14 protein-coding genes are annotated in these 13351 nt (G+C 47.9%); 1 reads left to right on the forward strand and 13 read right to left on the reverse strand.

The features are described 5' to 3' along the window. Positions 1-165 precede the first annotated feature (165 nt). From LFE_RS13730 to LFE_RS08280, 8 genes are all read right to left on the reverse strand, one after another. Positions 166-1050 carry an SgcJ/EcaC family oxidoreductase gene (locus LFE_RS13730; protein ID WP_014449764.1) on the reverse strand — a complete coding sequence of 295 codons (885 nt, stop codon included), beginning with the start codon at positions 1048-1050 and terminating at the stop codon, positions 166-168. A gap of 172 nt (positions 1051-1222) precedes the next feature. Next, complete coding sequence (locus tag LFE_RS08235) at positions 1223-1612, reverse strand: tautomerase family protein (RefSeq protein WP_014449765.1); 390 nt, start codon at positions 1610-1612, stop codon at positions 1223-1225. A 1224-nt stretch (positions 1613-2836) separates the two neighbouring features. Further along, positions 2837-3397 carry a YbhB/YbcL family Raf kinase inhibitor-like protein gene (locus tag LFE_RS08255; RefSeq protein ID WP_014449769.1) on the reverse strand — a complete coding sequence of 187 codons (561 nt, stop codon included), beginning with the start codon at positions 3395-3397 and terminating at the stop codon, positions 2837-2839. A 290-nt stretch (positions 3398-3687) separates the two neighbouring features. Then, on the reverse strand, positions 3688-4068 hold the full coding sequence (locus tag LFE_RS08260) for an EthD domain-containing protein (RefSeq protein ID WP_041774936.1): 381 nt from the start codon (positions 4066-4068) through the stop codon (positions 3688-3690). Between the two features lie 370 nt (positions 4069-4438). Beyond that, complete coding sequence (locus tag LFE_RS08265; protein ID WP_014449771.1) at positions 4439-4864, reverse strand: DUF3995 domain-containing protein; 426 nt, start codon at positions 4862-4864, stop codon at positions 4439-4441. Between the two features lie 60 nt (positions 4865-4924). After that, a complete protein-coding gene (locus tag LFE_RS08270; RefSeq protein ID WP_014449772.1) occupies positions 4925-5305 on the reverse strand; it encodes a cupin domain-containing protein in 381 nt (126 codons plus the stop codon). 168 nt (positions 5306-5473) lie between these two features. Next, entirely contained in the window at positions 5474-6229 is a 756-nt protein-coding gene (locus tag LFE_RS13165) for a LuxR family transcriptional regulator (RefSeq protein WP_232502596.1), read from the reverse strand. A gap of 69 nt (positions 6230-6298) precedes the next feature. Beyond that, complete coding sequence (locus LFE_RS08280; protein WP_014449774.1) at positions 6299-6919, reverse strand: TetR/AcrR family transcriptional regulator; 621 nt, start codon at positions 6917-6919, stop codon at positions 6299-6301. A gap of 113 nt (positions 6920-7032) precedes the next feature. Between LFE_RS08280 and LFE_RS08285 the strand changes: the two genes are divergently transcribed. Continuing rightward, positions 7033-8052, forward strand: coding sequence for an SDR family oxidoreductase (locus tag LFE_RS08285; RefSeq protein ID WP_014449775.1), 1020 nt, complete (start codon positions 7033-7035; stop codon positions 8050-8052). Positions 8053-8119: 67 nt separating this feature from the next. Here LFE_RS08285 and LFE_RS08290 read toward each other — a convergent pair whose 3' ends face one another. The 5 genes from LFE_RS08290 to LFE_RS08310 all read right to left on the reverse strand — a co-directional run bounded on the left by LFE_RS08290 (position 8120) and on the right by LFE_RS08310 (position 13211). Beyond that, positions 8120-8947 (reverse strand): methylated-DNA--[protein]-cysteine S-methyltransferase, encoded by an 828-nt coding sequence (locus LFE_RS08290; protein WP_014449776.1) that lies wholly within the window; start codon positions 8945-8947, stop codon positions 8120-8122. A gap of 33 nt (positions 8948-8980) precedes the next feature. After that, a complete protein-coding gene (locus tag LFE_RS08295; RefSeq protein ID WP_041774257.1) occupies positions 8981-9643 on the reverse strand; it encodes a flavin reductase family protein in 663 nt (220 codons plus the stop codon). Between the two features lie 254 nt (positions 9644-9897). Then, positions 9898-11040, reverse strand: a complete 1143-nt coding sequence (locus LFE_RS08300; protein WP_041774939.1) for an acetylornithine transaminase — start codon at positions 11038-11040, stop codon at positions 9898-9900. A 270-nt stretch (positions 11041-11310) separates the two neighbouring features. Beyond that, complete coding sequence (locus tag LFE_RS08305; RefSeq protein WP_014449778.1) at positions 11311-12516, reverse strand: NAD(P)/FAD-dependent oxidoreductase; 1206 nt, start codon at positions 12514-12516, stop codon at positions 11311-11313. Positions 12517-12593: 77 nt separating this feature from the next. After that, the gene (locus tag LFE_RS08310) at positions 12594-13211 is read right to left on the reverse strand and encodes an Rrf2 family transcriptional regulator (protein WP_148272599.1); all 618 of its coding nucleotides are present in this window, start codon (positions 13209-13211) and stop codon (positions 12594-12596) included. Between the last annotated feature and the right edge of the window lie 140 nt (positions 13212-13351).

The raw sequence follows: 13351 nt of genomic DNA on the forward strand, positions 1-13351 counted from the left end.
CCGGGTAGCGGGAAAGATTGGCATATTGATCTCTCCCGTCATGAACGTCACCGCATTTCCCGAGAGATTGACGCGGTCTCCCCTGATTTCACATGACATCTTGCCACCCTATCCAATCGTTCCCTTGGGATAAAAAGCGAGAGAGATTTCTCTTTTTATCCGGACTCAGTGCCCATCATATCGAATGACATGAAACCCCTCGTCAGAAGATGGAGCTACGAAATCACTGGCAATCGTATTGGACTCAGCTTCGCTTGTATTGAATCGATGAGAGCCGTCTTCATTACGACGACTCAGCCGTGTCTTGCATTCTTCGTCAGAAACATCAAGATAGTGCAGACAATGCACCACACCGGCATTTCTGTATATGTCACTCATCCATTGCCGGCTATCAAGGGTATTTGCCGGAAAATCCAGCACGACAGAGTTCCCCGCACGAAGCAACGTTTCAACATGAATGCCCATCACATCCCGAAGTCTGGCCGTAAATCTCACATAGTCCGTCAGAGTGGTTATCTCACCCGGATAAAGCCGACTCAGCCATTCATCTTCACTGATCAGAACCGTGTTGGGCTCAGAGGCAAGTCTACCTGCCAGTGTTGATTTTCCAGAGGCCATTTTTCCACAAATCAAATGCAGAGTTGGGGGACTTGGGCTGCAAATCAACTCAGTACCGTAGGAGTTGTCGATCACACAACGCCAGTCATCATTCCACTTCTTGAATACGTAAGTGGCATTTCGATTCACGGAAAAGGGAGAATCCGTTTTGTTATCTGCCTTGAGCCGCGTATTGGCAAGGACAAGTGCCGTGTCACCCGCCTCGATGACAGCCATTTTTTCTTGCGTCACCACCAGACTGTGATTGAAATACTCGGAGATAGAGACAAACGACCTTCGGATAGAATCCTTTCCGCTTACCTCTTTTCCGGGCATGACAACCAATGTCGCATCATCAGAATAGAACTTCATCAGCTCGTCGAAATCTTTCCGATTGATTGCATCGTCAGCAGACTCGATCAACTGCTGTAACTCTTGAGCATTCGTTTTCATGAAAACATCCTTATTCATTCGGGGGGGTTCCGGGGAGATGAAAAAACAGCCCACCGAGTATGCCATAACCGCAAAAAATACCCGCTAAAACAGGGGAAAACACAACTAAAGAACACCCTGATCCGAACACCGGAGGCTTTCAAAAAAAACATTCGCCCCTGTTCGGACTGGCCTAAACGTTTATGTTGTAACTCAACTGAACTTCATCTCCGTGCATCCCGCGAAAACCCCAGTTACAAGCAGAACTCTCATGAATACAAATTTCAATATCCTGATATCCGATGCCAACCCGATCCATAATCTTGTCAAAGAGCAACCTGATCAATTTCTTTTTCGTTTCAACGGTCCGACCTTCAATCATTGAAATTTCTATGATGGTATAGGCGTCGCTGCGACCTTCCGGATAGAGCATATTTTCCTTATCCATGGGAAAAAAGCGATGTGCTCTCTTGTCAGGAGGGAAATGGAGTGCCTCCATCACACATTCGTGTATCACTTTCGACAAAACACCCCGAAGAGGAATCAGATGTTCCTTGATCCCGTAGATCTTTATTTGAGCCATTGGTCATGCCTCCTTTTTTGATCAGTTATCATTGGATTTTCAATAAGCACGATTTGGTGAACCCCCTTGTCAAACAACAACGCACACTGGATCAATTGAATGTGAAAAACAGCCCAGTCAGACAGTATAGCGAGAATCTACTGGCAACAAATACACAGATCAGGACAATCACTGCACCACCCACTGAGACCGCCGTCCAATTTGGATCGCAACAACGTATCGATACGAGAAACAATACCTAGGAGTCGGACAAGCGAGAACGCTTTCACTCGTTGACAGGATTCCAGTTTTTCAGAGAGACACCTTGTTCAAAAACCCCAGCGGGACATCTGACCTCCTGTTATTTCCTTCAACCAACGGGTGGGATGTATGGAGCGCCAACTTGAAGAAAGGATGTGATCTCGCGCAGAGCGTCGGCAGAGTGACCGACCAGTGCATGACCGCCGGTCGGAAATATGACAGCCCTGCCGTCGAGCACGCTCGTGGCGATATGCTTTGCCCGACTGGCCGTGCCGAACCTGTCGTCTTCGGCGCTGATTGTTAAGACCGGACAGGCAATCGTCTTGATCTGGCAAGACTCAGGCGTGGCAGCAGTCTGAATGTCGAACCGCATCCCTCTGAAGCGCAAGCTTACCGGCAGAAGGCGTTCCAGAACTTGTTGCACTCGCGCGGTAATTGTCAAGCAATCTGTCGCATTTTTTTGGACTTTTCCTCTTTCAAACTTGGGTCGTTACTGGCCACCTCTTTTTGAGGATTCAAAGTCACTTTTCCGATAGGAGTCCAGTCTCGAGTTTTCCCAAGCCATCGTTCAGGATTTTTCTTTTGTGCTTCCTGGTCAATCCGCTCTCTTCGATTCAGAATCTCTAGATCTTTCCCACTATGTCTTTGTGAAGGTGTCACAAACTTGATGGCACTGAGGCGGTGCTCTTCGTTGTACCACCCTGTGAAGGAAAAAACCTATTTTCGGGCCTCTTCCAACGAGTCGATTCCGAAATCGTAGGGTTCAGTCCTTCAGCATAGAAAGGATCGAGAATATATTGCCGTTCGGGACCTGCCTCAAGCCTGATCAAAATCTCATTTTGCATCTTCTCTCCTGCTTCTCTCTGAAGTTGATCCGTCGACCGGCTCCTCCCTCAAGTCGATTAGAGCTGAATGAAACGGGCGGATTGCCGTCTCCCTCCCCACATCCCCAATTTCTCCCCCTCCGCAGCCTCTTCGATCCGGCTATCTTTCGTACGTTCCCACCAAGAATCCCTTTGACAGGACATGACCGCCCATCTCGAGAATAATATCCTTACGATTCGGGGGCTGGCGAAAAGTCAGTACAGAATCAAGTGCAAAGACCTGAAAATAGTAATGGTGTGGTCCGTGGCCGGGGATTGGGGCTGGACCCAGATACACCGTCTGCCCAAAAGTATTCTTGCCCACATGGAGAGGGGGCTCACGCTCTTGAATGCTGGACGTATTTGGAATCGCGCCTTCCGGGATTTCAGCCATCGGGGGATACAGGTTGTAAATGATGGCGTGAACGAACGGGTTTGGCAGCGGAGCGTCGGGATCCTCGACGATCACGACAATATCCCGGGTCCCGGACGGCAACTGTTTCCATTCGAGATTCGGCGATAGACTGTCTCCGGATTGAGTAAAGCGATCTGGTATCTGAGCCTTGTCTAAAAAACTTTTACTCGTCACCAGAATGGTTTCCGGAACGTTAGAAAATTCTCCATGATACAGGGCAAGCTTTCTATCGCCAGCACGTATGCGCCTTAACAATCTCCCCAGCATATCCCCCCTGTCGCCAAAGCCGATTTTTCAGTTGTCATCCATTCGTAGCGTCCCTTCCATAAAACCGGAAAGGATTCCCGCTTCGCCGCATGCTGGGTCATAGACCAGGGTCCGATTCTGAGGAGATCATTGTCCTGCAAATCGATTCCCAACTTCCTGGCAAACAAGAAAAACTTGGTCTGTCGAAACGTTGGTGATTCCGAAAGCTGTCTCTTCAGCGACAGATCGAAAGGTTAGAGTGAAATCTATATGGATCCGATAATAGCCTTGGAGAATATCAAAATGTGAAATCAATCCCCTACAGGAACAAGAACATGCTCCTCGGTAAAAAAGGCGGTCGATCGGGTGAAGTCCAGAAATTTTGCTTCATCTTCAAGAAAGACCGTTCGAAGCTTTTCTCCTTCGGAAGAAGAAATCGCTTCAATAAAATCTTTTTCGGACTTCCACCAAATTTCGGCGATGCCATCATATTCTTCTTCTGACATTCCTCTGACCTTCCTTACCTTGTCGTTGAATGGCGTATTGATCGTGTGACTCTGAATATACCGAATGGCCTTATAAGTCTCGGCAAATTTCCGGAAAAGAGGGCCGTGATGATTGAACCAGTAGTCTTGGAATTCGGCTCGGGAAAGATCTGGGCGACGACGAACGCACATAACCAGTTTGATCATTGAGAGAGTCCTTCCAACAGTGAGGTACCGACGCAAAACCAGTCGCACCAATTGCCTTGCCTCCTTCCCACCCCCCCCACAAAAGTTGGATCGAGATTGACAATGTCCGTGCGAGTCATTGGCAGGGTGAGAATGAACCCCATTACGCCAAGCATTCCAAATCAAACTCATCGTAGATGCTGTGCGAACACTCCAAATTGATCCTTCCTATCCTCCAGAGCAGTGGTGATCGGTGATTTTCTCAAAGCAATCAAGTGGATACCCCAAGATGATGCTTCCGACAGACTAATGACCTACGATTGAAAGGACAAGCTGTGAAAAATGACAGGTATTGATTCTCGGCTTCTTAGGCGTTGCGTTTGTCCGACACTCAAAAGTCATATCCCCTGCCAACAAGGAAAACACCGACGGATAATGCGAAACAAAGAGGTGAATATAGCAGTGTGTCGAGTCGTGCAAAGGAACTGCCACGCACCCTCTTGAAAAACCCGACAAGTCGAAAATCGCCAACGGCCCTCAAAAACAAGATAATAGCCAAGGCATAGCAGAACCGAACCAGAATGTCGCCTGGAACATGGCTTACGAACAGTCTGGAGGAAGCCCCAACCAGACCGGCTGAAAAGAGAAGGGCTGTACCAATAAGCGCTGTTGCCAGAGCTTTTGGAGTGAAAGCCGGTCGACCGTTGATCTCTGAGATCGCTGCATTCCTCCCAAGGGAACCACCAATTGCCCAATAGAAGTGCCAAAGACCAAGCGTAATGAATATGATGCAAAGAGTGACCGAAAGAACGGCCATGATGACTCCAGTCAAATTGAGGAGATCCCAGCTTTGAGTACAGATCCATCGCCCGAAATCTCAGGTGGTCCCACCATCAGAGACACGATTCGGAAAGGATACCTCGAAAACAACACAACCAACATCTGTACTGAAAGGCCCATGAAGCTCACCTGGCGGGCGGCTGGCATAATGGCCGGCTTCCAGCCAAAAATCAAAAGACTGATCATGAAGCCGACCACTGACAATGAAGACTTCCTCGGGATATGGATGCGCTTTCCCTCCAAACGCTTTTGTATCGGCTCCCGGGAGAAAGCGGGTCAGTCGGGTATACTCCCCGGTAACAGGATCGATACTCAATGTCAGCTCTTCGACCATTCCTTCCAATTCTTTGACGGGTCGCCACTGTCCCGAGCTTTCAACGCTCATGGGGTTCCAATATGTCTTCGTTGATTTGGACATGGATTCCTCCAGTGTTATCAAGACAAATAATCCTGAAATGGCATGGTTGACACCTTATTTTGCCAAGCTTTTTTATGGAAAAAGAATAACTTCTTCCCACTGAGGGAACAAGCTGTCAGAATTGACAGCTGCGAGCCGGAGTGTAGTACCCAATCCGGTGATTCTCCTTCATTCAATCAGGCGAAGAGAAAGCGCTGTTGCCATCGCCTGAACACGATTTCTGGCCCCCAGCTTCCGCATAGCGTTTTGCATGTGAAAAACGATCGTTCTCTCACTGACCTTAAGGATCTGGGAAATCTCCCAGTTTGTCTTTCCCTCTTTTATCCAGATCAAAACCTCTTTCTCCCGATTTGTCAGGGAAACGGCAGCGGATGAGCTCTGGAGGAAGATATTCGACAGAGCCGCGTGAAGATGGGGTGAAAGAAGATCGAGTATGGTCAGATGGCGGGAATGTCTGGAAATTTCGTTTCCGGCGAAGGAGAACGTGCTCCCACCTTTGCCGGAATAGGATCTCTGCCCAAGTGTTACCCCATCGTCCAGATCGAAATCCAGGGAAGTTTCAATAAACTTCCTTTCGGCCATAGTGGAAACTCTTTTATAGGTTTCTGACCAGACTTGTCTTCCGAAATATTCGAAGTGATTTTGAAAAATGGGGTCAACAAGATGAAATTTGCGCTCCTGGTACAAAGTGAGCCAGGAAATGGAATAACTCACATTCATATAGCGTTCGGTTTCAATGATAGAATCGTGCCGGGGATCTTTTGACGGGAGTCCGGCCACAACGCCGGTCGTTGGGATGAGATGAGTGACCACACGGAGAAGATCGCCCAATTCCTCCTTTTTTCGAACGGAAGTGCTTAGGTAAACAATCTCCGAAAGGGATACCAGATCGGATTTTGAGAGGTCGGAAAGATTCGTGAGCACTTTCAATGTGTATCCCTTTCGACAATCAAATCATTGGGTTGTCCGTTTTCCATCCCAACAGAAAATTTTTCAAGAGCAATACGACTGATCACTCTGGATCATCATCCGGAGATATTGAGTCATTGTCCCGGAAATATCGGTCTTTTTTCCCAAAACTGTCCCTGCAGACTTTTGAAGAACGAGGCCATGCGCAAGGGCTGTAAGGATATCGATCACTTCAGCAGGATCTGAACGAAGAGATGTATGGAAGCGGATCATGGCGTTTTGGAGTAATTCGATCAGAGTCGCTCGATGATGTGTCGACAATTCCTGGTAACGTTTGCGCACGATTTCGTTACGCATTGCGAGCAACTGAAATTCCACCGAAAGCACACACATCGTTGGATCGGTGAAAAGATTCGTATACAGTTCGTCGATTTTAGCAAGCAAATCGTCGACTGAAACACTTTCGCTGATCAGCCGGGAAAGTGCTGCGACTTCCGCATTCAGATGTTCTTCAAGTAGCGCAAGAAATATGTCCTCTTTCGACTTGAAGTTCGAATAAAACCCACCCTTGGAAAAACCGGCATTCTCGGCAATGACATCAATTGAAGCAGCATTGATGCCCAACCTGACACACTCTTGGCGGGCCGAGACTAGGAGAAGCTCCCTCGTTCTTGCCCGCATTTCTGCCCTGCCTAATCGGACCATCGTTATCTCACAGCTGGTGGATGGACTTTTCTTGACATTTACATACCGATAGGTTTTAAAATACTAAATAGTATTTAAAAACCTTCCTCTACCATCTTGCCCAGGAGTATCACATGAAGACCGTCTTCGTCACAGGTGCCACTGGCCTGTTGGGAAACAATCTGGTTCGTCTCTTGGTCGACAGAGGTTATCACGTTCGTGCGCTGGTCCGCGATACCGAAAAAGCACTTGCACAGTTTAGTGGTCTTCCGTCTGACCGCCTTCAAATCGTTACTGGAAATATCAAAAATTCGGAGATATTCCAGGAGGAGTTGGAAGGGACAGACATTCTTTTTCACACAGCAGCACTTTCCGGAGACAGTTATAAAGGTGGCAAACACTGGAAAGAGCTGTATGAAACCAATGTTCTCGGCACCGAGCGGCTTATGGCAACATCCTATAAAGCCGGCATACGGAACATGGTTCACATCAGCTCCGTTGCAGTTCTCGGTGAGAATCCGAATGGTCTTGTCACAGAGGAACATCTTCAGAAGAATCCCGGGAGGGTAGATGAGTACTACCGGAGCAAGATCGAAACCGAAGCCAGTGTTTACCAATTTCTAAAATCGCACCACGACATGAAAATCACATTGGTATTGCCCGGCTGGATTCATGGACCGGGTGATCGTGGGCTTACAACTGCCGGACAATTCGTCCTCGATTATATGAATAATAAGCTCCCAGGCGTGCCGGATGCGGCGCTATCGTTTGTCGATGCCAGAGACGTCGCCCAAGTCGCACTTGCGGCGGCAGAACGGGGAAAAAGTGGACAACGCTACCTCGCGGCACCTCACCCCATAAAGATGAGAGATCTATTTCAGGCAATGGAGCGGGTCTCCGGGAAAAAAGCCCCTGTTCGAACCCTCCCTTCCTGGCTCCTCCTCGGAATCGCTGGCGTTCAGGAAGTCTATTCACGCATCACAGGAAAACCTGTTCTACTCAGTCTGGCGGCGGTGAGGGTTATGAGGAGTGACTACGGGCGTCAGTTTTCGTCGGAAAAGGTTCGCCGGGAATTTGATCTGACGTTTCGATCTGTCGAGGAGACCCTTGCTGATGAACTTGGCTGGTTTCGGGAAAACGGATATCTGGCCTGAAGCGGTGTCAAAGATCGTGATCAGCGAGAGAAAACATGGAACAAGGGCAAGAGATCTTCCTCTTCAACTATTCACCCCTTGCCGCTTCCCATGCATGAATGGCATGTTTCCGGACGGCTCCCCAACGATATCCCCCAAGCTCACCGGACTCCCGAATGACTCGATGGCAAGGAATAAGGAAAGCAACCGGGTTCGCACCCACAGCCTGTCCCACGGCCCGGGCAGCGGCTGGGTGACCAACAGACTTTGCCACATGAGAATAGCTTGCAACCATTCCCGGAGAGATTTGCAATAGCGCTTTCCATACATTGATTTGAAAATTTGTCCCGGAGACATACAAAGACAATGGGCGGTCCAATGCTTTTTCTTTCCCGAAAATGGCCTCGACGATCGATTGCGCCCGCTTCTTGTTTTCAATCACCATCGCATATGGCCACCTTTTATATAAATTGGTCAGAGGCTCATCTATATTTGCTGCTTCCAGGAAAGAAAAGTTAGAAATCCCTCTATCCGTGGTGGCAATAAAAACTTTTCCAAAAGGGGAATCCTGCACAGCATATTCAATCGTAAGTCCCTTTCCCGCCATCTTGTACTCGCCTGGGGTGACGGCTTCCAAACAAACGAAATGGTCATACAAACGCGAACCGCTACTCAATCCCAGAGAATCTGATACTTCAAGCAAAGGCTTGCATCTATCGAGTAATACTTTGGCTCGCTCCACCGTGAGCACCTGTAAAAATCTTTTGGGAGTGACTCCCGTCCAACGGCAGAATAGTCTCTGAAAATGAAAGGGACTCAAATGCAGATGGTCTGCGATTTCTGCCAGATGAGGCTGACGATTGACTCGGTCGACAATAAAGGAAATGGCTTCAGCTATGCGTTCATAGTCTGACATTTCAATCTCCTGCAGACACTTTGTGTCATTTCCCTACAACACTTCACTTGCTTCGTCCGGACTCCGGTACATGGATTCCGGAATTTGCGAGAGTCTGGACGAAGACACTTGACCTCCGAGACCATAGAACTTCTGAAAACTCATGATGAGCGGCCGCCACTTGTCAGGGTCGATTTGATTGGGTTCTCCATTCACCAGGATCGATTCTTCGACATGTACAAGTCGAATCCGCATATCGAAACAAATAAATTTTCCACGATCTCCCGGATTCTTTTCCGCTATGTCACGAAACGATTCAACGATTGCTTCGAGCTGGACAGGACATTCCAGAGCTCGCTGAGAACCAACTGCCAAGGAAGCCACTGGAGTCAATTTTGCCGTCCCGAACTTATCGGGTTCAAATCTGTACCCCCTGAGTCTTTTTCTCTCCGGAACAGGGCTGGAGCCAGTCGTAAGCGCAAGCCGATCAACTGCAGAGACCTCTTGAATGGACGGGAGATTGATAACACATTCACCCGTACGGATAAGATTTTGTGAGGTTTTCGAGTTCGCACCCAATCCGAGCAGACAGTGCCATCCCAACCAGAACACTGACGACATGGGTGCAAGGTTATGGCTTCCATCTTCATTTAGCGTACTGATCAGAACAACGGGTGTTCCAAAATACAAAATCGAAGGCTCACATATTTTGTGCATGACTCCTCCTCAATAATCTTCTCGACAATACAGAGAACATTATCGATGGTTGAGAACACACCCACAACCCGGATCTTGCTGTAATAACTGATTTGAGCTTGGAATCAGGGGGGAGGAACTTGCAAAGGACACTTCACGCACACGAACTATCTCAAACACCACAGATTGTTTGGATAACCGGATTTTGACAGGCTAATGATAAAACGGGAAGCGGATGTGTCCAAAAATCATCAAGAATTCTTGAACAGCTCCGTTCACCCCTCCGACATCACCTCTTCCAGAATCGAGAGCATCTGTTCGATTTCATTCATGCTCACATTGAGTGCCGGCATGAACCGGAGAATATTCGGCCTCGGAGCATTCAGCAGAAGACCTCGCCTGAAAGCGTCCTGAACGATCTGACCAGCATTGGCACGGGTTAATACCCAGCCAATCAGCAGTCCTTCCCCCCGAACTTCCCCCTCACCCAAAGAGAGAGAAAGCTCCGAGAGACGACCTTTGAGAAATTCTCCCTTTCTCCGAACCTCATCGAGAAAGGAGGGGCGCATGACCGTATCGAGAACAGCAGAGCCCACGGCAGTCATAAGCGCATTCCCATTGAAGGTTCCGCCCTGTTCGCCTGGACCGAAGCAGCAAACAGACTCCTTTGCCCCAAGAGCCGCCAGAGGCACCCCTCCCCCCAATCCCTTCCCCAACGTGAGAATATCGGGTTCGATCCCGGCATGTTCGTAGCCGAAGGCTTTTCCCGTCCGTCCGATCCCCGTCTGGATCTCGTCAAGAATCAAAAGAATCCCCTTCCGTTGCGAAAGCTCTCTCACCCCCGTCAGGAAATCCCGGCTTGCGGGAACGACCCCGGCCTCCCCCTGGATCGGCTCCAGCATGATTGCCACCGTCCGGGAAGTTATCGCCCGCTCGATCATTCCAAAATCATTGAAGGGAACCTTGACGAACCCCGAACCTTTCGGTTCGAACAGGGGTTCCCACTGAGGTTTGCCTGAAGCGGACATCGTGGCGAGCGTCCTGCCATGAAATGCATTTTCCGTCGTTATGATCTCAAAAGCTCCATCCCGATAAAGAGAGCCCCATTTTCTGGCGAGCTTGATCGCTCCTTCATTGGCCTCGGCCCCACTGTTGGCAAAAAATACCCGGTCGATACAGGAGCACTCCACAATTTTGTCAGCCAGCTCCAGTATTCTGTCGGTGTAGAAAGCCGGGCTGGCATTAATAAGCGTCTTCGCCTGAGATGTGATCGCTCCAACAATTTCCGGAGGGCAATGGCCGAGACAATTCACCGCCCATCCCTGAATAAAGTCCAGATAACGGTCTCTTTCCTGATCGATCAACCACGACCCTTCCCCCCGCACAAAAACTACAGGTGGCCGCTCCGTTATTTTCATCAAGGATTGACCAAGGACGTTCTCTTTCAATGAATTCTCTCCAAAAAGATCTTCAACAAGTATAATCCTGCCCAAGAAGCAGACTTTTAAGGAGAGCTCTCTCTGAAGAGCTGCCTCACCATTCCGTCCACTATCTTTACCATACACAAAGATTCCCGTACATTAAATCATCCATCAAAAAGACTCCGAAGAAAATGGCTTCACTCCGCGGAGTCCGCTCCCTCCGGTTCATCAACCTCTCATTAGCCACCTGAGGCATGATGCATTCGGTCACCCCTCGTTATGAAGGATAACGGGAACAGACATTTTTACTGTCTCTTCCACGTCTTTCTCAGGAATGATCCATTTTGACATAATTTCTATTTTCAATTCTTTTGCAGAAATTCCTGTCATTTTCGGAAATCGCCCCCACCCGGATGTCAAGAGGGCTTGTTCGGACCCCAAGTCAAGGCATGTGACATATCTCGGTTGGGAATAGGGAATCAAATCACAATCAAAAAGAGCATTAACGGCATTGTTCCCCGCAAACTTGCCCTGTGGTATCGCATGCTGACATGACATGACAGAAGTATGACCTTCATCATCAACACACGCCTGAGCCACGTCACCCGCAGCAAAAATGGTCTTTTGGCCATCTATTCTCAAAAATTGATCGACCTTAAGTCGTCCCTGACAATCCCGATCGATTGGAAACATAGAGGTTAGCGGGTTCGCCTTCAATCCTCCACACCAGATAATGGTTCTAGTTTCAATGCACTTTCCTGATTTGAAGCGGATATGCTCAGGACTTATGGAATCCACTTCTTCCCCTGCAAAAAACTGGATGCCCTCTTTCCCAATTTGCCGGGAAATAATCCCCCGCCCTTCAGAAGAATACTCTGGGGCGATTGAGAAGCTCCGGTCGGTCAAAATGAAATCGTAATGGATATCTGGTAGATCAAACGATCGTAAACGCTCCGGAAGTCCTGTAATGACTTCAAGACCGGTAAAGCTCGCCCCCACGACAACGAATGTCCGTGAAGATGCTGAAAGAAAACGGGAAGCCGATAATTCTTTAAGGTGATCCTCCAGCTGGACCGATTCTCTAAATGTATCTACGTTAAACGCATGTTCGAATCCGGGAAGAGGAGGGCGATTGAGCTGACTTCCAGCCGCAAGAATTAACCCATCAAAAGAAAGGACTTCTTCCTGACCATTCGACCTTACCATAAAAATATTTCTCTTTTTGTGATCAATCCTTTCTACTTTAGCAACATGAAGAACAATACCCAGAGGATCAAGATATTTTTTCAGGGGAACCCTCATGTCTTTGAATTTGTTTTCATAAAATCTTGGACGAATTGAAAGATATTCGTCCAAAGAGATCATCATAATTTTAAGAGCGCTATCCTTACGTAAAAACCTTGCTTGCCTGACTGCACTCATTGCGCTCCAGAACCCAGCGAAACCCCCTCCAATGACCACGAGATTTTTCATGACTCCTCCCTTAAATTAGAGTTTTAAAAAAAGATAATTTAGATACTATTTGTCTTAATTAAGAAATAAAAAAAGACTCATTTCCGATCATCCACAGATTGAATAAACCATTGAATGGCCGCATTCTTTTCTTTCTGGGAGAGTTTCTGGCCTACAACCTTACTTAACCAAGCGATGTTTTTTTCTTTAAGTGAATTTGCGATCTGAGTTTCCACATCCATCATGACTTTGTGAATCGTGCAGGGACCCCGGCTTTCCCAGTCCGGATTTTGGCAGCTCTCTTTGTAAATTGCGATTTTCTCACGGATATTCCGGCATTCAAAAAGACGGAACTCTCCTTCCACTGCAACGACGACATCCCAGAACGTGATTTGATCGGGTGGTTTTGCAAGTTCATATCCCCCATTAACCCCAATGGAAGACCGGAGAATCCCGGCCTTTTTCAAACGGGTAAAAATCTTTGCAAGATAAGTTGGGGATACCCCCTGAAACTCCGCAATATCGCTAACGCCCAAGGGGGAGTCCTCTGGCGTGTTGATCAGAGAAAGAAGACTATGCAATGCGTATTCAATACTTTTTCCGAGATAGGCCATAAGAGATATTCTAAACCGAACAATTCGGATATGTAAAGTCGCAATTAAATCAACTCTCCGACTTAAAACCAAGCTGTTGCTTACCGCACAGGGAAAAGGCAATAGGACTCACCAGAGTTTCTCATTCGAGCGCAAGTGATTCTTAAAAGATTATTCTTTGGAAAAATCTTAAGCTGATAAAAAAAGATAGAAGTGTGACCTAAAAACAGAATCATTCTGATTCATTTCAAAAACACCAATTC

Origin of the sequence: Leptospirillum ferrooxidans C2-3 (genome assembly GCF_000284315.1) — a bacterium.
GTDB lineage: Bacteria > Nitrospirota > Leptospirillia > Leptospirillales > Leptospirillaceae > Leptospirillum > Leptospirillum ferrooxidans.